Origin of the sequence: Methanosarcina barkeri 3 (assembly GCF_000970305.1) — an archaeon.
Classification (GTDB): domain Archaea; phylum Halobacteriota; class Methanosarcinia; order Methanosarcinales; family Methanosarcinaceae; genus Methanosarcina; species Methanosarcina barkeri_A.
Genome location: NZ_CP009517.1, coordinates 4252485 through 4276356 on the forward strand (window position 1 = coordinate 4252485; position 23872 = coordinate 4276356).

Below are 23872 nucleotides of genomic sequence, written 5' to 3' on the forward strand. Positions count from 1 at the left end.
TGTCTGAAAATGTGAGTCAAAGGGATTATTTCCCTTTTCTTATTTTTTATATATCCGTAAGTTGTAAACAAGTTTTCACTTATATACATTAAAAAAGTTTGATACATTAAAGAAGTTTGGAATAGGTCTTAATTTAAAAACTGACATACTTCCCACGCAAACTGTGGAGAAGTTTCTTTTCTGGCTGTACGTTTACTGAAGATGGTACGGCCTAAGACCCGTTGAGGGGTATCAGTGCTCCCTTTCCCTGTATCTCTTTCTACAGGGAATTGACCGCTGCCTTTTGGCGTCAATGCTATATTAAAGGCGGCATTAACATCGGCATGGTCAACGTGTCCGCAGTATGGACACTTAAATTGCTTGCTGTGTCGGTTGCCTTTATGTCCGCAGCGGCTGCATTTTTTGCTAGTCGCATGGGGATCAACATAAACTACCTCTACTCCTAGCAGCCTGGCTTTGTATTCAATAAACTGCTGAAGTTGCTGAAATGGCCAGCTGTTCAGGGAGTATTCACAAGACCATGATTGTTTTCCGGTTGTGTTTTTACTTTTGATAGAATATTTGTTGATTTCCTTACTTCTGTTTTTGTCCCTATTTTTTTCCCTTTTTCTTTTTCTACTTTTATTACTCTCGCCTTTTCCTATATCTCCAATCTTGCTGTTGAGTTTTCGGTTTCCTTTAAGGTTTTCCAGTTTAATACCACATTCGTTATATAGAGCGATATCAACAATCTTTCGGCTGATTTTATGGTTCAAGTCCTTTACAATATTTTTTTCCCTAATTTTTACAACTTTTAATTCTTTACTTTTGCCCATATTATAGAGCCGCTTTTTAATGTTTTCGTATTTTTTATGCGTATGGTATCGCATTTTTCCTAACTTCCAGATTTTTCCTGATTCGGGATCCGCTAAAACTGCAATATGTCCTTTAGTATTGCGATCAACTCCTATATAGTGCTCTGAATTTTTGGGCTCGTCATCCGGGAAGACAACTGCTACATAAGCATAGATGTTATCGATTTCTATCTGGGGAATTTTTGTAAAATTACTGGAAAATTGATAGTTCAGTGAAAGTTTTAAACATGGAATTGTAATGGTTCGCTCCTTCCTGTCAACACGGATTGCTCGAGAAGGAATAATCAACTTCACATTCTTTGCGGATCTGAAGTTCTGATTTCGGGAATATTTCTTAAGAATCTGGCAGGAAATAATTGACTTCAAGCCTATATGCTTTATATCTCCAGGAGAAAGAGCCTCAGATACCTGAAGTGAATAAGTCGAAGACAAAGAACCGAGAGAAGGAGGAGCGGAAGAAATGATAGGAAAGTCAGAAGAAAACTCAGAAAAAGTTGAAAATGAGGATGAAGGGGAAGAGGGGAGAGAAGAAATAGGTTTTTGTATAGGAGGCGAGTTAAGGCCTCGGTTTTGAGTCTGATGCTTAATACAGAACTCAGCAACCTTTCGAGCCTTTTGGAGTTCCTCTGTAAAACTTCGATTGTGCTTGATTTTATAGGTCAGTAGCATCCGGGTTATTGCTCCACGGTCATTATTCAGTATATTTTTATAGAATATACATGTTTCTGAAGAAACTTATAAGATATATTTAATTTCTATATATAATTAGCATAAAGATATTTAAGCATTTTGCCAGAGTACATAAAAAGACTTTCCTTTAATAAATGTCAAGAATTATCTTAAGCAGCAAAATCTGAATCGGTAGAAACTTTATAGTTAGATTTCACTAAAAATTATCTTATTTTTGAACATTAATTCTAGGTCGTCCGATATTACATAGTTAAAGTTATTTTCAAATGCTTAGAAGTAATTTTCAGGTCCTTTTTGTTCTGAATCTCAATACAACTGGAGATTATTTTATTTCTCACATAGAAACTTACCATTTATCATAATTAATCCAATACTGGTAATAACAACCAAATAACAAAAAGGAAAAATAATAATTGCCTGGTTAGAAAACAACTAGAACAAAAAGGAAAACATTGATCTTGAACATGATTTTCAGCAACAAAGGTTTTCTGAAATAGAACTTGGAGATTTAACTGAAAAATCAACGGAATTAAATATCTTAGCTAGATGAGGACAATATACAGTTTAGATTATACTGATTAACCTACTAATATATAGAATATATTCAAAAACTATATAATATCGTTTACCTAATTATCTCGTGAAGGCTTTCCAGTACTTGCAAATAGATCTTATGGGCCATAGACAGTTCTCATCTGCGGCTCATAAGATCAACCTGAGATCCCTACTAATGTTGGTAACTGCAAGATTTAAAGGGTTTTTTTACAAGACAATAGCTGAGGAAACTTAGAAAATATTCGAGATTCAGGTAGAGTAATATCAAAGAGAAATACCAAAGGGAAATGTCAAAGGGAAATGTAAAGAGAAATGTCAAAGGGAAATGTAAAGAGAAATGTCAATATTCTTGACTATGATAAGTACACGAGAATAATTTTTCTTTTAATTAATAAATGATATAGAATAAAAATTTGTGGATAAGGAAAGGAGTTGTGGAATGTTTACTATCAAAGAATCAAACCTTAACGAAGGTTACTTTGAAGGAACTAAACTTAAAAGACTTAACCTTCCAGGTGCTGAGCTTATGGAGGTAAACCTTGAAGGAACTAATCTTAAAGGGGCTAACCTTAAAGGAGCTAATCTTAAAGGAGCTAATCTTAAAGGAGCTAACCTTGAAGGAGCTGACCTAAGTTGGGCTATACTTAGAGGAGCTAATCTTGAGGCGACTAACCTTATAAAGGCTAATCTTAAAAAAGCTAACCTTAAAAAAGCTAACCTTAAAGAGGCTGACCTTTTTATGGCTAATCTTGAGGGTGCTAATCTTAAAGAGACTCATTTTTTATCATTTAGTCAATTTTCAAAAGTAAAAACACTTTATGATGCAAAACTAGATGAAGAATTCCTAATACTATTAAAAGGGAAATACCCTTGCCTATTTAAATCACTAGAGCAACAGTTTTTAGAACATCAGAGCAGCCTCTTACTATAAAACATTGCTATTTTCATTGATTTTATCTTTTTCTTCAAAACTCAACAGCAAGACAGTTGAAGATTTAACGTATTGGTTTTTCAGTTAAACTACTTAAATTCCATTCCTGTTAAGTGTCTCTCAACGATCATGACATTAATATCCTTATATCTTGTAAATACTTTATAAATCCAATTAGAGACATTTTTATATCGAATTATCTCATCAGAATACTTTATAAATGCAATTAGATACTTTTTTATACTGCATTGTCTCATCAATTTACCAGATTTAACTTCCTGTTCGGCCTCAGTTAATAGTTCTTCCGGTGTTTCTGCGGTCAATTCGGTAAGATATTTTATAGCTAACCAGGAATTATTTTCCGTGCTCGGTTGCGGGTTTTGATTGTCAAAACATTTCCAAAGTACCGGATCGTTATGCAAGTCGTTAAAGTTTATGAGAAAAATACTCAGGCTTATAATCTATTAACTTCGTTATAATCTATTAACTTAGGACCGACACTTTGACAGGAGTATTCCGCTTGGTAATTTTCAAACAGGCTATATTACAGAATACTTGTGTACACGGAACAATTTTTACAGGTATATTAGAGGTATACGATGGAGACTAGAGATACAGTATTTCTTGTTGTGATGGTTCTGTCATCCTTTCTTCTATCCTTTGAGTGGCTTAGAAGGTTTACATATAAACCCACAAATCCCCTGATCATTCTTTCGGTCATGATTCTTGTCGGAACATTAGCTGTCATGCTTATCTCTGTTAACAATAGGCTTCAGGAGCTCGAAAACAAGATGGAAGCTAAGGACCGTACCCTCAAGGTCAATATGGAAAATACAGAAACAAAGATTGAAGAAAGGATGAATGAGCTATCAAGCAAAATTGACAATGCAGTTTACGAATTCAACCGTAGAAAATATCACTAATTTCATATATAACTTTTTATTTTAGGGCAAAGCCTTTAATTTCCTATTTTAAAGAAGCATATTTCGAATCCCCAGGATTTGTTAACAATCAAATCTAATTTTTTATCCAGAAGTATTTAGTATTTTTATAATATGCCCTTTATAGGCTGGAATCCTCGATATATGCGGCGTTAATTAAAAGAAAAATAATTCAAGTACTTTTTGAATGAACTCTCAGAATGGACTATCGGAATGGACCTTCAAGCTTCATTCAGTTTTGAATTTAATTTATTGATATTTATCTTACTTTTAATCCTAAAATATGCTAATTTTTCTAATGTAATTACTACCCAGCTAGACGTTTCGGGCACAGGTTCCTTGATTTAGTAAACTATATATATTGGTTCTTCTGTAGAACAGAAAAGATCTGAATCTGAACAGTTATAAAATAATTGTTTAGATATTCTGTATCGCAAGTTATTATTACTCAGAGTTAGTATTATTTGGTTACTTGTGTAAGCAGGTAAAGAAGGAAACCTATATGCACTTTAGTCTGGAACCGATTGGCATTATTACAAAGGTTGCAAATAAGTCGGAAATTTTGATTTATTCTGATTTTGAACAGGTTATAAGAAATATCATGTCCAAAATAGGAGAAGGGGCTGAGAAAGGACAGAAGCTTCTGGTCATCCATAAAAGTAACAACCAGAAGCAGGTGGATGGTCACCAGGTCCAGGTCACGAAAGCGACTTTACTGGAAAGAAAAGGTAATTTGCTGACAATATCCAAAATAGAAGCAAACGAAGATTCAGTAATCGATGTTCGACTTGACCTTACCGCTTGATTTTCTTAGGTTTCTATAGAGGCTATAAGCCTATTAAGTCTCGTCTCTTTTCTCTTTCTTGCTGGATAGCTTTGATTGGGCCTCAGGAAGGGCTGATAGAATTAACCTCAAAAAAATGGATTAAAAATATAAAAATATGATTAGAATTCCATAACTTGTCCGGACTCCATGATCTGATGAACTCACTGACTAAATGAGCCAGTGACCGAATGAGTCCAGTCACCGAATGAGTCCAGTCACCGAATGAGTCCAGTCACCGAATGAGTCCAGTCACCGAATGAGTTTCATTGATTAGAACGGAAATTACATCTGTTTCTTTACTTTTTTCCTTCTGTGTAGTACTGTCTTTCAACAATCTATTTCATCGGCAAGTATCTCAGGATAACTCTGAACACGCAGTAAATATAAGACTTCAGTATCTATAAAGCGTATTGAACAATAAATCATATAATTGCTATAAAGCATTTTTGATATTGACCTGTAGTAAAGTCTATTGAGATGTCTCTTGATATCTACTTTCTGCATAACAGTTAAAAAATTAAAAATAAGATTAAAAAATAAGAATAGATTAATAAAGCAAGTAATGAAAGCTCAAAGCTTTCTATTAACTTTCAGACATTCGAGGGAAAACATGGGCACAGATATAGGCGACCTGCTCCAGAAAAGAAAAGTTGAGCTTTCGGATCTTACAAATCAGGTAGTTGCAATCGATGCATTTAATACGCTGCACCAGTTTTTGAGCATCATTCGCCAGCGGGATGGAAGTCCTCTGGTTGATTCTGCAGGGAGAGTAACCTCCCATCTCTCAGGCCTGCTCTACCGAACAGCGAGCCTTGTAGAAGCCGGTGTCAAACCTCTTTTTGTTTTTGACGGCAAACCTCCTGATCTCAAGTCCGAAACCCTGAACCGAAGAAAAGAAGTAAGGGAATCCTCCAGGGAAAAATGGGAGAATGCAAAAGCTGTAGGGGACCTGGAGTCGGCGTATAAGTATGCTCAGGCTTCTTCGAAAGTAAATCAGGAAATTGTTGAAGATTCCAAATATCTCCTCAACGTTATGGGAGTTCCCTTTGTTCAGGCCCCCTGCGAAGGCGAAGCACAGGCTGCACACATGGTTCTCAAAAAAGACGCCAACTGCGTTGCTTCGCAGGATTACGACTCCTTTCTTTTCGGGGCTCCGATTGTTGTCAGAAACCTGGCTGTAACAGGAAAACGGAAGCTTCCGGGAAAGAACATGTATGTTGATGTCGAACCAGAAAAAATCGAGCTGGACGAGACCCTCGAAGCCCTGGAAATTACACGGGAGCAGCTTATAGATATCGCTATCTGTGTGGGCACGGATTATAACAAAGGGCTGGAGAAAGTAGGCCCGAAAACAGCCCTTAAATTAATTAAAAAGCACGGGGATATTTATTCCGTACTTAACGAAAAAAAAGCAGAAATTGAAGCTGTGGATCAGATAAGAGACATTTTTCTCCATCCTGAAGTAACGGATGATTACAAAATAAGATGGGAAAAACCTGACTCTGAAAAACTTCTCGAATTTCTATGCGAGGGGCACGATTTCTCGATTGATAGGGTAGGAAAAGCTGCAGAACGACTTAAAACGGCCTCAGGAGCTAGACAGAAAACTCTTGATCAGTGGTTTTAAGTGATTTTCGTTCAAAACCATTAATTTTCTAATTTTTTATATATTATACATATGTCGTTGTCCTTAACTCTTCATTCAAGGAGGTTTGAGACAGACAAGAATAGGACTGAAATCTTCCCATAAAGAGCACTCAATGTCCATACGCAATTTAGTTTAGATCCAAAAGGCTCTTCGCGGTTTTATGTAGGTTGAAAATAATGATACAGTTGCAAAGTAACCAGACAAAAAGAGAAACATTAAGCTTGAATGTGATATTCAACCACAAATGTTACTAAATTTTAGATATGTTACTTTGAGATTTAAGAATATATGTAAGTTATCCACTCGAAACAGCGAAAAGCCAACATAGTAGTATTTTAGCTTATTAATATTTTATTTTTTTAATGTTTTAGCTTTTTAGCCTATTAGTATTTTAGATTTTTATTATTTTGGCTTTTTAGCTTATTAGTATTTTAGCTTATTAGTATTTTAGCTTATATCTGTAATCCGTTTAGTGATATATATAAAATATTACATTAAACTGGTAAACATTCACATATGTAGGCAAGATGATAGTCATAGATAACACTTCGAGAACTACAATTACTTGTTAAGGTAGTATAATTAAATGAAAAATAAAGCATGAAAGTTTTCCAGCTGGTAGTGTGTCAATTTTTCTGTAAAATCATAAATCTTAATAAATTAGCCATTGGAAAATCCAATATCAAGAGAACTGAATTATGGCCAGTGTATAAAAATTTGACTCTGAATTTACAGAAAATTCGAAAACCCTGAATTCCAGTTAAAAATGCATACAAATAATTGAGATATTTGAAGGAAAAAAATGGATACGAATACAATTGATTGGAATGAAGTTTGGAAAAATCAGATGTTGAAAAACGTAGGTTCAAATCCTGCCGACGATTATGCATCTCTCTGGAGTAAACGATTGAATGCAAAATTGTTTTGGGAAATAACAATGGAAAACGACAAAGGAAGAATTGAGAAGACAATGAATAGTCTTCCAATAACTTCTAAATCTCGAGTGCTCGATATAGGTTCAGGTCCTGGAGTTCTTTCAATTTTAGTTTCTAAAAAAGCAGCTCATGTCACAGCTGTAGAACCTTCAAGGGAAATGATGAGTATTTTGCAGGATAACATCAAAAAATTTGATATTACCAATATTAATTGTGTAAATAAACGTTGGGAAGATGTGGATACAGAAACAGATCTTGAAGGTCCGTACGATATAGTTTTTGCTTCATACTCTCTCGGGATGGTTGACATAAAAAATGCAATAATAAAAATGATTTCTTCTTCTTCAAGTAGTGTGCACCTGTATTGGATTGCAGGAAGCAATTTATGGGATATATATTCCCCTGAGATCTGGCCTGTTCTTCATGGTAAGGATTATCAACCTATGCCAAAAAGCAATATTTTATATAATGTTCTATATCAGATGGGTATTTATCCTAATGTAAATGTGTCCGAATTAAACTATAGAAATAGATTTTCGTCTTTTGATGAAGCTGTCGAGTATTGTATTCCTATGTATAAAATTACAAATTCCTATCAAGAGCAGGTGCTTCGTGATTATCTAAAACGTATTCTAAAAAACAGGGATGGTTTTTTGACTATCGAAGCTCAAACCAATCATGTAGAAATGTGGTGGCAAAAGTAAATTGGTGTATTTTATCCTCAAGGATTTTTATCGGGAAATTTGTGTTCAGAAAATATTTTCAAAAATCAAACTCCGTAATTCATATTAGGAATTACACAAACTTACTTTCCGCGGACGCACAAAAATACTATTGATTTTTATCAAAATGGTAGTCATTAAAAAGTTGACCATTCTTTGATGAATTATTTTGGGCAAATGGGCAAATAATTTCTCATGCGTCTTCGGTTAAGTAAGAAATCGTGATAAATTGTGTCAATTTCAGCAACATTTGACAAAATTCTAATGTGTTATGAGCCGGAACAGGGCATCGATTTTATGTAAATAGGCCAAAATTTAAGGACGGCTTCTAGTGCAAAATCGATAGCTTTCAGGCAAGAAAATTCCTTAACCGATGACCAATGAATAATTTCTACTTCTGTGTACATCTGCGGAATGTAGGATAAACATCAATTCTAAACTATTCAAATAAAACTGATTTTGAAATCAAAACCTGTTGCTTAGTTTCCTACAAAAAACCCTAGATAGAGTCTATGACTTGAAATCGTCTGCGTCCATCCGTAATATCTGCAATTAGCTGAAAATATTTAGAACCAGCTTACTTGGAAAAAGTTTGCAATAAATTCGCAGTGATATTTTCCAAGAAGCTAAAAAATTATTATAAAATTATATGAGGGATACGAATAAAATGAAATTTGAGAAAATAATATTGTTTTCATTAGCGGTTACAATCCTTATTAGCTCAACAGCAATAGCAGAAGAAGTGAAAATTATACGAACTCTTTCAACAACTGAACCTGCTGAAAATTCAGAGTTTTCTGTTACTCTTAACGTATCAGGGACGAACGTAGCTGGTATTGTTGAAAGTATTCCGGAAGGATTTTCTTACATTGGCACAAGCCATCCAGAAACGCAGACTAGCCAATCTAAACAAAAAATCTTTTTTTCGGTTATAGGGGAAACAGAAATCACATATCGAGTAAAAGCACCTTTAGCTGGAGGCGGAGCATTTACAGGAACATGGTATGATCCTCTGGATAAAACCGAAGGAGTAATTGCAAATACAGATGTGATCGTTAAATCAAACTACTCCAGCAAAAGTGAAGCACAACCACAGGAACCTGAATCGAAAAGTACACCTTTTTTAAGTACTGTAGCAATGATCGCGATAATTGGTTTATCAGCTTATTGTTTAAGAGATTATTAGAGCGGAAGGAGAACACAGTAGATGTTTAAAATGAATACAACTGTAAAAAGAAGGTTATTTGTAGGTATCTTATTGTGCTTCTTAATATCTTTGAGAATATGCGTGGCTAGTGCAGCAATTCCAGGAGATCTGGATAATGATAACATGATCTCTAGAGCAGAACTCTCAGATGCAATTATCTCATACATGAAGTTTACATATACCGGAGAAAGTGTGAAGTGTCTTGAAAAGGATATGTTGCGAGAAACCGCAAGAAAGCATTTTACAATAACTGTGACCGATCTTGCTGGAAGGAAAGTTACTGTTCCTACAAGAGTCGAAAGAGTTGTTTTAGGTCAGTCTCTTTATATTCAGGAATTTGCCGCTCTAGAAGGTGAAAATTTTACAGAAAAAATAGTTGGTTGGGGTTCAGAACTTGAAACTTATGACATAGATACCTACAATGAATATCTAAAGAAGTATCCCGAAATAAAAAACATTCCTACAGTCGGTTCTCTTAATAAAAATACATTTGATACGGAAGCTATTATTTCTCTTAATCCTGACCTTGTTATAATGCCATTAATGATGAAAGAGACAGCACAAAAGAGTACTGAAAATCTGGAAAATGCCGGAATTCCCGTTCTTTTTGTAGACTTCTGGAAAGACCCTTTAGAAAATACACAAAAAAGCATACTGGTAATGGGTCAAGTACTGGGCAGGGAAAAAAGAGCAGAAGATATTTCTAGATTTTACGGGGAACAGATGGATAAGGTCTATTCAGTCCTGAATAGTGAGGAAGAAAATAATACAAAACAGAAAATTTACGTTGAATATGGTTCATTTGGCCCATCACAGTATGGAATGACTTTTAGTACCTCAAACTGGGGACCAATGATCACAAAATTAAATGGTATAAACATTGCCGAAGGTGTTGCAAGTATGGCTCCCATAGATCCGGAATACCTTCTGGCTGAAAATCCTGATATGATAATAATAGCTGGCCAGTACTGGCCAGAGAGTAAAGATTCAATGTTACTTGGATATTCAACAAATCTAACTGAGTCCAGAAAACGTCTTCAAGGTTTCTGTACCCGCTCAGGATGGAACACACTTAATGCAGTAAAAAATAATAATATTCATGGGATTCATCAAGGTATTAGTTATCATATATATAACTTTGCGGGAATTCAGGCACTTGCTAAATGGATGTATCCAGAGAAATTTGCTGATTTAGATCCAGAAGCAAATTTAAGAGAATTTCATGAGAGATATCTGCCTATTGATTATAATGGCGTGTGGATCTTGGATATTGTGGAGGCGCAAGAGAAATGAAATCTGCAAACAGAGAGACATATAATGCTATAATAAAGCAAAAATATCTTTATTTTATTTATTTTGCAATTGCAGTACTCCTTGCATTTTTAACAGATATTGCAGTAGGCTCTTCATCACTTTCTATTTATGACGTCTTTTCAACAATAATTTCACCACATTTAAACGATCCTAATACAAACGTCATTGTCTGGGATTTTAGATTACCTAAAGCTCTGATGGCAATTATTGTCGGTGCATCTCTCGCTGTAGCTGGCGCGGAAGTACAAACTATTCTTGATAATCCTCTAGCGAGCCCGTACACACTCGGCATATCAGCTGCTGCTGGCTTCGGTGCTGCTCTTGCTGTAGTTTTCGGGCTAGGCACAATCCCTTTTGCCGGAAGTATCCTTGTTTCTGTTAATGCTTTTATTTTTTCATTTTTTTCATTTTCTATAATATGCCTTATCGCTAAAATAAAAAATGCCAGCAAAGAGATTATGATTCTTACCGGAGTCTCCCTATTATTTTTGTTCCAGGCATTAATATCTTTACTTGAATATTTAGCAACAGATGAGCAGCTTCAAAAAATAGTATTTTGGTTATTTGGCAGTTTCGAGAACTCCTCCTGGTCTACAGTATTAATTTGTTTTGTTATTTTTATTATCATCGTTCCATTACTTGCCATTGATTCTTGGAAACTTACAGCACTAAAACTGGGAGACGAGAAGGCCAAAAGTTTAGGAATTAATGTTGAGAAACTACGCTTAAAAGTGATTATTTGCGTAACTATCCTTACAGCATCTGCAGTATGTTTTGTTGGTACAATAGGTTTTGTAGGCCTCGTTCCACCCCATATAGCTCGAATTCTTACAGGTGAAGACCAGAGATACTTCATACCTTTGTCTGCACTTTTGGGGTCACTTTTTCTATCTTTGGCTTCGATTGGCGGAAAGATAGTTTGCCACAAAGGTGTGTTCCCTATAGGAATTGCCACTTCCATGATAGGTGTTCCTTTCTTTTTATCGTTACTTTTAATGAAAAGGAGCGAGTCTTTTTGAAATTAGAAATTGATAATTTTTCATTCGGTTACAATTCATCTCTTATTTTTAATGAAATGAATTTCAAAATTGAATCAAGGATTACAGTACTGATAGGGCCAAATGCTGCAGGCAAGTCAACTCTCTTGAAGTGTATAGCTGGAGTATTGGACCCTAAAGGAACGATAATGTTTGATGGAAAAGATGTGAAGAGTTTTGAAAAAAAAGACCTGATACGTTTAAGAAGCTACCTCCCTCAAGAGTCAAAAATAACCAGTTCTTTAACTGTGTTTGAAATTCTTCTTCTGGGAATGGCAAATTCTTTATTCTGGAAGGTAAACGAGACTGATCTGGAAGTAGTTTCGAATGTATTGAAATACCTTGGAATTGAAGATTTAGCTCTAAGAGGTATTAATGAATTAAGTGGTGGACAAAAGCAAATGGTATTCATTGCTCAATCCTTAATTAGAGACCCAAAACTCCTTTTAATGGATGAGCCAACTAATGGCTTAGACCTGAAATATCAATTAGAGCTTTTTGAATTAATACAAAAAATAACACTAGAAAGGGGTATGACTACTATAATTGCTTTGCACGATCTTAATCTAGCAGCCAGATTTGCCGACAATATAGTCGTTATGAACAAGGGAGAAATTTATGCATCAGGTTCTCCATCTTCGGTCTTAACGCAAAAAACTATAGAATCTGTCTATGGGATAAACGCTCGGATTAGTATTGACGATGACGGGGTTCCGTGGATAAAGCCAATTAATTCAATTAAGAATAAGTGGTAAGATGATATAGCTTATTATTGATACTTTAGAAAAAATATAGATCATACAAGTGTTCTGCCATTTCTTCATGCGCTTCGGTAAGTGAGGAATCGTGATAAATCACATCAATTTCCTCAACAGTCATTAAATAGTTTAATAAGTAGTAAGCTGGAACGAGCTATCGATTTCACGAAAATAGGCCAAAATTTAAGGATGGCTTCTGATGCAAAATCGATAACTTTCAGGCAAGAAAATTTTTTAACCGATGACCAATGAGATTTGTTCATAATTCAGAGAATGCTGTTTTGCTTGTTCCTCCTGGAGTTGGAAAGTCTCACCTTGCAATCGCTCTTGAATTGAAGCAGTAAAAATGAGTATTTCGGTTTACTTTACCAATACAGGAAACCTTATTGAAAGATTGAAAACAGAAAATCGAGAAGAAGTGCTTGAAAAGAAACTAATGGACTTGATGAAGTATAAAGTGATGTATCAGTAATTTATAACAAGTTCATGATTATAACAAATTCATGAAAAATTGAGTAAATTTTATACAAAAGATGGGGAAAATAATTCGGCAAAAATGGGGAAAAAATAAACTGGCCTTGACACTCGGATCAGCCGGAAAATTTCACGGGCTGCCCGAGCGTAAGCACAATGTTTTTCCTTTTTACTCTCACTGAATGTAAGGCTTTCAAATTCGGGATATTTCTGCACCCTGGTTTCTTGCCTTGGTAAGGATGACAGTTCCACCAACGGAGCTGTCAAGCATTTTTTGGACCTCAGCCTGAAGCTGCCTGCCTTCTGATTTGTTGTCTACAAAAGAATATACTACAGGACCAAAGGAACTTACCCCAGCTCCATAGCTCCGGCTGCGCATGTGAGAAGCAATATTTTTAACGAATTGAGGCCAGATAAGGCTCTCTCTTTTATTAAAACCGACAGTTTGTACATGATTTACTGCGGCCCCAAAACTTTCTATGTCCTCTTCTAGCACAGCAGGCATCATCTGCATGAGCACGACATGAGAAATTTCCCTGACTTCTTCTACAGGAAGGGGACAGAACTTCTTGAAGGTTTCCACTTCTTCCTGGTCATGCATTCCTTTGTCATTGGGAATTGCTACCACCATATCCCATTGAGGGAAATCCTCTCTAAAGAGCACTGGCCCAGGTGGTACTTTGCTGGCAGCCGATGGCATAAAACCACCTTTATCTTTGAACCGGTGTCCTCCGTCAATTATAAACCCGCCTTTCTCAAAAGCAGCTACACCTATACCAGAAGTTCCTCCTCTTTTTACTGAAAGTGCAAGTTCTCTAACGTTTTTCCCAAGTCCGTACAGTTCATTAACAGCTGCTGCTGCGGCCAGGGAAGACTGAGTTCCTGATCCGAAGCCTACGTGGGCAGGGTACACTTCCTGTACATTGATCCTGATCCCCTTCCCTTCAGGAAGCAGGGACTCTGCAGCTCTTTTCATTCGATCGGCAAAACTCTGCAGACCTTCTATACTGACTCCGTCGGCTTCTTCAGCCGTAATTTTTATATTGGGAGAGGAAAGGGTTAGTCCTGCTCCTCCATCGACTCTTCCGATCTCCGCATTCATATCAATAAGTGTCATATGAATTCGGCAAGGAGTGGTTATTTTGATCATTCCTGTTAAACTCCAAAATTACACTTAAAGCTTCATGACTTCCTAAGTCCTGTGCTCCTTTTATTGTAGCTGCTGATATTTAATCTTTTTAAAATTATCTTTTATCTAGCCTTTAATTCTGTAGACACAATAAAATAACAAAATAAGTGAGGTATAAGGAGAGCAGGAACAGAAGGGAAAATTGGAAAAGGAAATTAGGATAGGAAAACTAAGAAAGGAAAACTAAGAAAGGAAAACTAAGAAAGGAAAACTAAGAAAGGAAAACTAAGAAAGGAAAACTAAGAAAGGAAAACTAAGAAAGGAAAACTAAGAAAGAAAAATGAGATTTTCTGAAATTTCAAATTGCTTTTTCTCATTCTTTTCTGATTCTTTAATAATTTCAGATTATTTTCCTTTTCTTTAATAGTTTTCAGTTTGTTTTTTCCTTTTCGAATTATTAATTTATAATAAGAGATTCCCCTGTCATTTCCTCAGGCTTCCGGACTTTGAGAATTTCCAGAAGGGTTGGTGCAAGATCGCATAATTTTCCGTTTTTAAGTGCTTTAACTTCGTCATTTCCGAAGTAAATACACTTTACCGGATTTGAAGTATGTGCTGTATGTGGCTCTCCCGTTTTCGGGTTTTCCATCTGTTCGGCATTTCCGTGGTCTGCAGTTATAATTGCTACGCCTCCAACTTCTTTCAGAACTGCTTCAATTCTGCCCACGCAGTTATCAACGACTTCTACTGCCTTTACTGCTGCCTCAAAAATTCCAGTGTGTCCTACCATATCCATGTTTGCAAAATTAAGGATAATGACGTCATATTTTCCAGACCGAATCCTTTCTATAACTTCATCCGTAACCTCATACGCACTCATTTCGGGTTTAAGGTCATAAGTAGCAACTTTTGGTGATGGAATAAGGCAGCGGTCCTCTCCTTCATAGCATTTTTCCTGTCCTCCGTTCAAGAAAAAGGTCACATGGGCATACTTTTCGGTTTCAGCAATCCGAAGCTGGGTCAGTCCTTGCTTGCTCAGGACTTCACCAAGAACGTTTTTCAGCTCTTCTGGTGGGAAAGCTATAGGTAAATCCAGGGTTTCATCGTACTGGGCCATACAAACATAGTAAACTTTCGGGTGTTTCTCTCTGGGAAAGCTATCAAAGTCTTTATTTACAAAAGCCCAGGTAAGCTGCCGTGCTCTGTCAGGCCTGAAATTGAAGAAGATTATAGAATCATTATCCTTTATGACTGCCTCAGGCTTTCCTTCTAAATCTGTGATCACAGTCGGTTTTACAAACTCATCAGTTTCTCCTCTTTCATAAGCTTCAGAAACTGCAGTTTCTGCATCAGGAGCTTTGTAAGGCGCAACTCCCATAGTAAGTGCATCATAGGCAAGTTTTGTTCTATCCCAGCGCTTGTCTCTATCCATTGCGTAATAGCGCCCTGATATGGTGGCAATTTTAGCACTTCCGTTCTCCTTACAAAAAGCATCAAGCTCCTTTATGTCTTTGAGGGCGGCTTTAGGAGGCACATCTCTGCCGTCCAGAAAAGCATGTATATATACTTTTTTCAACCCTTCCTGCTGTGCTAGTTTGATAAGGGCATAAATGTGGGTCATATAACTGTGAACGCCTCCGTAGGAGACAAGCCCTATGAGATGAAGGCTTGAATCGTTGGCTTTGGCATTTGAAATTGCACCCAAAAAAGCCGGATTCTTGAAGAAGTCACCTTTCTTTATGGAGAGGTTTATTCTGGTCAGGTCCTGGTAAACAATTCGCCCTGCTCCTATATTCAGGTGCCCGACTTCGGAGTTTCCCATCTGGCCTTCCGGAAGGCCTACAGCTTCCCCTGATGCTTCTAAGAAACACCAGGGATATTCTTCCATTAAGTGGTCAAGATTTGGAGTTTTGGCTGCCAGGACAGCATTTCCTTCTATTGCTTCCCTATAGCCCCAACCATCAAGAATAATGAGCATAAGAGGTTTTTTTGCCTGAGTCATATGAAGCAAATTCAACACCCGTTAATAAATAGCTTATTATGAAAATTCTTAATAGCCTTTACGAATTTTTATATTATATATTTATATTATATTAAAAATATATATACTGTCCCTAATTATAAGTATTAACAATTACATATTTCCGAAACGTGAAAAATGGACCTTAAAAACAACTGATTATCTTAATGTGATTTTTATTGGAAATTCAGGCTAAACTTCCGGTAACGGGAAGGAGGATTTAATTTTATGAGTCAAAATATTAAAGATGTTATGAACATTCGTGATATAAAAATAACGGATTTATCCGCAAATCCTGCACCTCTGGGTTTGATGGGTTTCGGAATGACAACTGTGCTTTTGAACATACACAATGCAGGTTTCTATCCGATGAACGCAATGATTCTTTCAATGGGTATCTTTTACGGTGGGTTAGCTCAGGTAATTGCCGGAATCCAGGAATGGAAGAAAGGAAATACTTTTGGGGCCACAGCTTTTACTTCCTACGGGCTTTTCTGGCTCTCTCTAGTGGGTATTGTCCTTATTCCTAAGTCTCCAGATTATGCAGGACTGGCCGCAGATTCACTCTCATTTGCTGCATACCTATTCATGTGGGGAGTTTTCACCCTTTTCATGTTCATAGGTACGCTCAAAGGCTCAAGGGCTCTCTCCGTTGTTTTCCTGACTCTCACAATCCTGTTTTTCTTGCTTGCAGCAGGAAATTATCTGGGAAACGCCGGAATCCTGAAGATAGCTGGTTATGAAGGAATCCTTACAGGACTCTCTGCAATATACACAGCTCTTGGTCAAGTATTGAACGAAGCATATGGAAAGAAAATAGTTCCTTTATAATAATTGTAATTTTTTTCTTGGGCTTTACTGCCCTCTATTTTTAATTTTTGATCTTTTCTACATGTCAGAGCCTTCAGAGAAAGCTTATATTCCCTCTTTGATTTTTCCAGAGTTTCCATTAGTGCCGTCCGGCAGATTTATTTAATTTTGGCTCTTCGCTGTTTCAAGCGAGTAGTTTACACTCAGTTAAACTCTGAAAAACAGCATCAGTAAGCTTAAAAAGAGTTATTGTTGAAACCACAGTAAAACTCAATGGTTTTCATGTTGGCCGAACAACTGTACAAATAATATTGATTTCTCTTGCTCCAAAAATAACGAAAAATAGGAATATTAATTTTAAAAAATATGATTATTTTGAGATCATTGAGATATATATCAATCTTTTTGAGGATAGCAAGAATATGATTTCCTTCTAAAATAAGCGTTAGTTTACTCAGCTATTGTTTGTTCATTTCTATAAATCTATTATGAATCCTCATATCTTAGTAACATTGTAAAATGTTACACTGAATAAATAATATTTAAAAGTTTACCAATATTATTTTTATGAGCTCCAATGTATTTTTCGGAAGTTTTGAACGTTTTCTCAGGTACAGACGAAAGAATGACCCAGAAATTGGGGAAAAGAACGCAACACTTGAACTCTTAAAAAGTTCCATTTTAGTTGCGTTTTCAGGCGCACTACGAATTCATATTGCTTTCCTTCTGCTTCAAGTTCATTCAAGTATATTCACCTGCGTTGCAGGAGGACTCATAATTTACAGCGTATATACACTCGATAGGGCTCTTGGCTCCGAAGAAGATATTGTAAATCGAAAAGAGTTAAGTGGATCAAGAAAGGAAATAGGGTTTGCAGCCTCTATGATTACCTTCGTGATAGGAAGTTACGTACTGGCAAAAGAAGGAGTGATTGCACTCGCATTCTTACCACTTGTAACCGGCCTCCTTTATAGTAAAGGCATCAAAATAGGAAAATTTGCTTTGAAACTCAAAGGTGGACTTGGAGTCAAAAATATTATTGTAGGTCTCACCTGGGGAGCTTTTATTTCAGGGCTTGCTGGCAGCACCTGTAGGAGTGTGCTCCCCATTGTTTTAGTTTTCACTTTCTTTGGAGTTAAGCTCTTTATCAACTCCACAATATATGATTTCAAAGATGTAAAAGGAGATACTCTTGCAGGTCTCAAGACCCTTCCAGTAAGCCTTGGAGAACAAAATACCCGTAATTTCCTTCTCGGATTGCACCTACTCTCTCACCTGATTCTCGGTATTGCCTTAATTAACGGAATTATTGCTTTCGAACCTCTTATTGTCCTCTATAGCTTTATATGTGGTCTGATATGCATCAAAAATTATACAAAAACTGACGATATGGAGACCACTTTTCACAAGTTAGAGAGAACAATTCTTGTGGATGGGGAATCAACCTCAATAGTCGGACTAAGAACAATTGTAAGTACCTTCCTGGTATAAAAACACCTAAAAAAACATGAAATTCTTTGAATTTCAGGCTCAAACAAATGAAAGGACTTAAAAGTCCTTTCATATCAAGTAAAGTTTATGGGAGTATGCAAAAGCAGTAAAACAATTATAAAAAAGTACAAAAACAATGGAAGAAGTACAAAAGTACAAAAGCAACAGAGTAATTGGGAAGTATATAAAATAAAGGAAGAAGTATAAAAAATGCAAAAATAATAGAACAGGTAAAGTGTTCAGAACAAGGCATACAGTTATCCAGAAATATATCTGGAAAAAACCAAATTCTACAATTCCTATTTCCTATAATTTTAAGGTTTCTTTCCAGAAGCCTTCAAAAAACTTTATAGATTCTTTATTTCAATTGAGTTTTCTTTATAATACTTAAAAAGCTCCTCTCCCCATTTGATTGAAGACGAGTCAAAACCTATCAGGTCGTTTCGAGGATCAAAGGTTCCGTTTTTGAAAAATAACGAAAGGGAGAGGAAACGGTCTGTTACCACAAAAGCTACTTTTGCATTGTCATATACATAGAGACTTGTATGCTTGAACTTAAGGAACTCTTCAATCTCAGTACCATGTTCACTTTTTATTTTAAAAAATACATTAGGTGTAAGAATTATTAAAGTAGGAATATTCCTGCGAGCTAAGTCTAGAAACATTGTAGGATGGCTTGGTAGGAAAATGGATGAAAAGCCCACGAAGTGGGTAGAAGCCCGTACATTTTCCATAAACGCCTTATGAGTATCATAAATATGTTCCTGTTCATCTCTTACAACTCTACACTCTTTAAGTTCCTGAATTCTGTTTAACAATAGATCAGGAATTGCAGCAAGGTCATGATCTCTCCAAAAAATTTCGTTTGCTTCTATAGCTGTAAGAGTGTCCAGTAAGGGCTTATAATGTATAGCTGAAACTTTTCCAAGAGGTGTCAGCCGATACATTCCTTCCTGCCTGATAATCAAGTTTGCGCTTTCCATTTCTTTAAGGCGAGGCAGGATTTCAGGTGACTTTACATCAAAATAGTCTTTAATTTCAGAAAGAGTTCTTGGATTCTCCTGAAGTAAAAATAGAATGTCCTTTCTTTTTTCTGAAAAGGTGAGAATGCTTAAGAGTCCGCTAGCTTTCATTTATATCAACCCACTATTTTATTACATTTCGAGAGCTAATCGGGGCTTAACATCCAAAATAGGATCTTTGCTTCTGATTAACAATGTGTAAAATTTAAGCCTATACCCCTCTCATTTTTTAAACAGATTGAATATTAGCAATTCTATTAGATGTTATAGCATTACTAGAATGCTATACGAATTCAATATATATTATCTTTTTCAAAAGTGTAATTGTTATTATTAATTTTTTCTCCAATTTTAGCTTTTACGTATCAGTCTTCCTAAAACATAATATGACTTTTTGAATAACATTTACCAAAATTAAAAGAAATTATATATGTTAATCATATCAGGTTATTTTACTAATATAAGCTCAGTTATGATACTTTATGAAAATAAAGAGAAAATAATAATTAAAAAATTGATAATTATTGCTAAAAAAAGTGATAATTAATTTAAAAAATAAGTAATAGTTTAAATGAAAAATGTATCCTACATTCAAGGAATAAATTTTGTGTGTATGCTAACTTTTATATATTCCAATTTAGTAGCAGCGCCAGTTAATTTCGATTGAAAAACCGTTAAATTTACCGTGTACTTCTATAGACCTGATAGTTCTGCATAATAATCTAAGAATTATAAATATAGTTACTATCTATCGATGAAATAACAACGCTCTGCAAATAAGAATAGCGTTCTGTAAATAAAATAGCAATTTTCGGTCAAATTTGAAATCATAATTACTCTTCAATAATCAAAAACCAGAAATATTTTTAAAAATACACCTCAGTTAAGTAAGAAGAAGCTCGAAAGCAATTCGGTCCTTCTGCTGCATCCCCCAATACAGCTGCTTCAGAAGTATGCCCCATCTAACATTATCCTGAAACAAGAACCGTCAGCTTCCGAGCAATTCTGTCACAATCCGTTACTTCGCTATTCAACCATACCCTTTCTCTTCCAGCTCCACAATATAATAATGAAATAAATTATTTTAAATTAATTATCTGAAAAATTAGGTGCTCCTTTATTAATTAGTTGATATTTTTGTCGACTTATAATTTAATAATTCTATGAGTGACCATTTTTTCTTAGTAATTCCAGACTCTTGTGCAGGCGTCTTTTTCTCAAAGACTCCATCTTCCTTTTCTTTTGTTAATCCCATATGATTCCTGCAAAAATTAAAATGAGTAATATAAAGCTTCATTTGGTTGAACAAGTATTTGGTTTTCTTGGAAAAGCCTATTGTTTTCCTTGAGATTCTATTGTTGTCTTGTCTGAAAGTTAGGTTTTGTCTTTCCAGTAAACTCGTTGATATTCTTTTTTGATCAATACTTTCACCGAAAACAACTTTCTTTTCAACTTTATGGAGCTTCTTCCCTTTCCTATTTTTGATAACTTGAGCATATTTCAGGTTTTTACTGGCTACTAATCTTGGTTTCTTTGGTCTTCCTCTCTTTCCTGTTCTAGGAAACTCCATCCATTCTCCGTATTTTTTCAAAAGAGCTTCAGAATAGAACTTTAATCCATCTGTAACGAAAATGGGTTTTGAATCTGAAAGACGTTTATCTGTACCCTCTATCAGTTCGTCTGCTACATACTGTTTTCTTGGTCCAATTTTAAAATCAATTATTAGCCTTGATTCAGGTGCAAAGCTTACCCACATCCATGCTCCATCATCTTCAACTTTGCTTCTTGGAGCAACTTTTTTTTATTATTACCCACAGCTCGTCCATCTCAACTCTAGAAACATTGATATCTTTCATCAAATCTTCATTTACATTATCACATTGTTTTGCTGCACGAGATAACCAATTACTGACTGTAACTGGTTGAATTTCCAGCACATCTGCAATACCTTCATTTGACATTCCTCTAATAGCCATTTTCAAAGCTAACTTAATGATGAATTCATCCTTACGAAGATTGTCAAAGAAAGTGTCTGTTCGATCGTTGAATACTCTGCCGCATTCGCGGCAGATGTATTTATGAACACTCCTGTTCTTGATTTGATATGTGCCGTTACCTACGATATTATTCTTTCCAGAAATACCATGAAATTTACAATCTTTGTTTGGACAGGAAACGCCAGTGAATTTTGGTTTTGGTCCTCTTTTACCCATTAAATATTATTATATTATATCTAATATATAAATATCAACTATATAATAATGGAGCACCAAAAATTACCTGTTAATGAAAAATAGTCCCATGGGAAATATTTTAAAGCTAAAAAAGAACTTTATCGAGAAATGTAAAAGCATAAATAGTCTTAACAAGAAATTACTAAAAAGTGGAGTAAAGGGAAAAAGAATATTTCTGGAAAATTAACATAAAATAGTCCTGGTCTGGCACAATAATTAAGTACAAGAATTAATCTATAAGTAAAAGCTTTAACATGCAGTCCTGTAGGGTAGTGGTCAATCCTTCGGGCCTTTGGAGCCCGGGACAGCGGTTCGAATCCGCTCAGGACTATAATCTAATTTTAATACTGAACCTATCCCAAAACCAATATAATGCCAGAATAGGAGTTATAATATTGGCGATAATAGTAGATTAGATAACGTTTTGGGGGTAAGCTCATTATTATTATGAGATCATCCCAAAACTAATTTCATTCCCAAACCTATTATACTATTTTCATATTAAAAATTAGAATGATTATTCAAAATTCAAGATTTTGGGATAGGCTCGTTATATAAAAATATCAAAATCTTTCCTGGGGGTGAAAGAATTACTTCTCAAATATCTGAAGATGCAGGATCTGATGAACTCGAGTCAATAGCTGTTGCAGTGCATTCTCTTGTTGGGCTTCCAACTACCATCCGTAGCCTCAATAGAAACGGACTTCGCCTGGAGAAAGGTAAAATCCTTGATAGGGATTATACAGGCCCTGTACTCGAAGAAGTGCTTAGAACCGGCAAAACCATACGTGGAGTTCCCAAAGAAGGTACGTATCTGGGCAGGAATGTAGTTGTTTCTCCCATTTTCTCAGAGGACGGAAAGGTTATTGCGGCAATAGGGATTGTGGATTTACTTTCTGTCCTTGAGATGCAGGAAATAATCAGGACAGTTGTGAATAATAGTCATGCTGTAGTATTTCTCTGGAAAAACGAAGAAAAATGGCCTTCGGAGTTTGTCTCTGAAAATGTTGTCCGGTTTGGATATACAATTGAGGACTTTATCTCAGGCAAGGTCCTGTACGGAGATATTATCCATCCCGATGACCTGAAGAGAGTTAAGGATTCACTTGAAGACCATATCCGGAGAGGTGATGTTGACTTCAATATAGAGTACAGGATTTTTACAAAGGTTGGCGACCTCCACTGGGTAAATGAGAGGACGTTTATCCAGCGGAATGCTGACGGAAAAGTAACTCACCTTCAAGGGCTTGTGCTGGATATAACTGAGAGGAAAAAGAGCGAAGAAGCTCTCAGAAAGTCCTTAGAGACCCAAAAAATGTTGAGAACCATAATAAACAACAGCCAGGCAGTAGCTTTTCTATGGGAAAACAAAGAAAACCTGCCAACGGTATACGTTTCCGACAACGTAACTCAATTTGGGTATAAGGTAGATGACTTTACCTCAGGGAAAATACCTTATAAAAGCATCATTCACAGGGATGATATAGACTCAGTTATTGAAATTCTCAATCGCAACATTACAGAGGGACAGGACTCTTTCGACGTTGAATACAGAATCTTTACAGGGGACGGAAAAATGCTCTGGGTAGATGAAAAAGCATTTATTCAGAGAGACAAGGACGGAAAAGCAACTCACCTCCAGGGTCTTGTAGTTGATATTACCGAAAGAAAAGAGGCCCAGAGAATGCTTGAGATCCAGCGAAAACTCGGGACAGAACTCAGCAGTACCTGGAATTTCCAGACAATGCTCAACCTGGTTCTTGATTCCTGTCTTCAAATACATGGACTCGATGCAGGATTCATATACCTCAAGGATGAACTCCTGGACCAGATAAACCTGGTAGCAGATAGGGGAATTTCCCCTGAATTTAGAGAAAAGATTTCCAGATATAAGGCAGATTCTTTAGAGGCAAGGCAAATTTTAATTGGAAAGCCCATATACTCACTGGAATTCTATTCAGATACAATGGTTGATGCAGTAAAGAGAGAAGGAATAAAATCTATTGCTATAATCCCTCTGAAGTATAGAGGAGAAATTGTAGGCAGCCTTAACTTTGCCTCCCGTACCCTGGATAAGATTCCCTGGAGTATTCGAACCTTCCTTGAAAGTACTGCTCTCCAGGTGGTAAACTATGTAGCACCTGTCTGCGTTCAAGCCGAACTCTAACAAGTTTCGTAATTCTCCTAGACTTTCATAAAGAGCCTATGCTTGATTACCGCATAAGTCAAAAACTGAGAATAGAAAAGAAATTTTGATAAAAAACTATTCGGAAA

General features: G+C 35.9%; 19 protein-coding genes and 1 tRNA gene. 14 read left to right on the forward strand and 6 right to left on the reverse strand.

From position 1 onward, the window contains the following. Window positions 1-128: 128 nt before the first annotated feature. A complete protein-coding gene (locus tag MSBR3_RS17420; RefSeq protein ID WP_230627593.1) occupies window positions 129-1286 on the reverse strand; it encodes an RNA-guided endonuclease InsQ/TnpB family protein in 1158 nt (385 codons plus the stop codon). A 1252-nt stretch (window positions 1287-2538) separates the two neighbouring features. Here MSBR3_RS17420 and MSBR3_RS19090 point away from each other — a divergent pair. Further along, window positions 2539-3030: a pentapeptide repeat-containing protein gene (locus MSBR3_RS19090; RefSeq protein WP_052723466.1), complete on the forward strand. Its 492-nt coding sequence runs from the start codon at window positions 2539-2541 to the stop codon at window positions 3028-3030. Between the two features lie 89 nt (window positions 3031-3119). On the opposite strand, the gene MSBR3_RS17430 is transcribed toward MSBR3_RS19090, so the two are convergent. Beyond that, a complete protein-coding gene (locus MSBR3_RS17430) occupies window positions 3120-3452 on the reverse strand; it encodes a hypothetical protein (protein ID WP_048109470.1) in 333 nt (110 codons plus the stop codon). A gap of 177 nt (window positions 3453-3629) precedes the next feature. On the opposite strand from MSBR3_RS17430, the gene MSBR3_RS17435 reads away from it, so the two are divergent. From MSBR3_RS17435 to MSBR3_RS21665, 9 genes are all read left to right on the forward strand, one after another. Continuing rightward, a complete protein-coding gene (locus MSBR3_RS17435) occupies window positions 3630-3953 on the forward strand; it encodes a hypothetical protein (RefSeq protein ID WP_048109474.1) in 324 nt (107 codons plus the stop codon). Window positions 3954-4473: 520 nt separating this feature from the next. After that, window positions 4474-4776, forward strand: a complete 303-nt coding sequence (locus MSBR3_RS17440; protein WP_048109475.1) for a hypothetical protein — start codon at window positions 4474-4476, stop codon at window positions 4774-4776. Window positions 4777-5407: 631 nt separating this feature from the next. Beyond that, entirely contained in the window at window positions 5408-6424 is a 1017-nt protein-coding gene (gene fen / locus MSBR3_RS17445) for a flap endonuclease-1 (RefSeq protein WP_048109476.1), read from the forward strand. 823 nt (window positions 6425-7247) lie between these two features. Continuing rightward, complete coding sequence (locus MSBR3_RS17450; protein WP_048109477.1) at window positions 7248-8084, forward strand: class I SAM-dependent methyltransferase; 837 nt, start codon at window positions 7248-7250, stop codon at window positions 8082-8084. A 685-nt stretch (window positions 8085-8769) separates the two neighbouring features. Next, window positions 8770-9288: a hypothetical protein gene (locus MSBR3_RS17455; protein WP_048109478.1), complete on the forward strand. Its 519-nt coding sequence runs from the start codon at window positions 8770-8772 to the stop codon at window positions 9286-9288. 21 nt (window positions 9289-9309) lie between these two features. Next, the gene (locus MSBR3_RS17460) at window positions 9310-10602 is read left to right on the forward strand and encodes an ABC transporter substrate-binding protein (RefSeq protein WP_230627595.1); all 1293 of its coding nucleotides are present in this window, start codon (window positions 9310-9312) and stop codon (window positions 10600-10602) included. Next, window positions 10599-11642: a FecCD family ABC transporter permease gene (locus tag MSBR3_RS17465; RefSeq protein WP_048109479.1), complete on the forward strand. Its 1044-nt coding sequence runs from the start codon at window positions 10599-10601 to the stop codon at window positions 11640-11642. The genes MSBR3_RS17460 and MSBR3_RS17465 overlap by 4 nt, the downstream gene beginning before the upstream one ends. Next, a complete protein-coding gene (locus MSBR3_RS17470) occupies window positions 11639-12415 on the forward strand; it encodes an ABC transporter ATP-binding protein (protein ID WP_048109480.1) in 777 nt (258 codons plus the stop codon). The genes MSBR3_RS17465 and MSBR3_RS17470 overlap by 4 nt, the downstream gene beginning before the upstream one ends. A 251-nt stretch (window positions 12416-12666) precedes the next feature. Further along, window positions 12667-12762, forward strand: coding sequence for an ATP-binding protein (locus tag MSBR3_RS21665; protein WP_394297716.1), 96 nt, complete (start codon window positions 12667-12669; stop codon window positions 12760-12762). 323 nt (window positions 12763-13085) lie between these two features. Here MSBR3_RS21665 and MSBR3_RS17475 read toward each other — a convergent pair whose 3' ends face one another. After that, window positions 13086-14042: a beta-ribofuranosylaminobenzene 5'-phosphate synthase gene (locus tag MSBR3_RS17475; RefSeq protein WP_048109481.1), complete on the reverse strand. Its 957-nt coding sequence runs from the start codon at window positions 14040-14042 to the stop codon at window positions 13086-13088. 436 nt (window positions 14043-14478) lie between these two features. Beyond that, entirely contained in the window at window positions 14479-16023 is a 1545-nt protein-coding gene (gene gpmI, locus MSBR3_RS17480; RefSeq protein WP_048110673.1) for a 2,3-bisphosphoglycerate-independent phosphoglycerate mutase, read from the reverse strand. Between the two features lie 246 nt (window positions 16024-16269). Here gpmI and MSBR3_RS17485 point away from each other — a divergent pair, with 246 nt between their 5' ends. Together MSBR3_RS17485 and MSBR3_RS17490 are read left to right on the forward strand one after the other, a co-directional pair. Then, a complete protein-coding gene (locus MSBR3_RS17485) occupies window positions 16270-16872 on the forward strand; it encodes an acetate uptake transporter (protein WP_048109482.1) in 603 nt (200 codons plus the stop codon). Between the two features lie 546 nt (window positions 16873-17418). Beyond that, the gene (locus tag MSBR3_RS17490) at window positions 17419-18342 is read left to right on the forward strand and encodes a UbiA family prenyltransferase (RefSeq protein WP_048109483.1); all 924 of its coding nucleotides are present in this window, start codon (window positions 17419-17421) and stop codon (window positions 18340-18342) included. Window positions 18343-18689: 347 nt separating this feature from the next. Here the strand turns inward: MSBR3_RS17490 and MSBR3_RS17495 are convergent, their stop codons facing one another. Both MSBR3_RS17495 and MSBR3_RS19660 read right to left on the reverse strand, forming a co-directional pair. Then, on the reverse strand, window positions 18690-19475 hold the full coding sequence (locus MSBR3_RS17495; RefSeq protein WP_048109485.1) for a helix-turn-helix transcriptional regulator: 786 nt from the start codon (window positions 19473-19475) through the stop codon (window positions 18690-18692). A 1009-nt stretch (window positions 19476-20484) separates the two neighbouring features. Further along, window positions 20485-21577, reverse strand: a protein-coding gene (locus MSBR3_RS19660) for an IS1 family transposase (protein ID WP_155396818.1) whose coding sequence is annotated in 2 segments (ribosomal slippage) — window positions 20485-21166 and window positions 21165-21577 — 1095 coding nt in all. Because the reading frame shifts where the segments join, the coding sequence is not laid out codon by codon here. Window positions 21578-21856: 279 nt separating this feature from the next. Between MSBR3_RS19660 and MSBR3_RS17510 the strand changes: the two genes are divergently transcribed. Beyond that, window positions 21857-21929: transfer RNA gene (locus tag MSBR3_RS17510), tRNA-Gln, on the forward strand. Window positions 21930-22247: 318 nt separating this feature from the next. Further along, the gene (locus MSBR3_RS17515) at window positions 22248-23765 is read left to right on the forward strand and encodes a PAS domain-containing protein (protein WP_230627597.1); all 1518 of its coding nucleotides are present in this window, start codon (window positions 22248-22250) and stop codon (window positions 23763-23765) included. Window positions 23766-23872 lie beyond the last annotated feature (107 nt).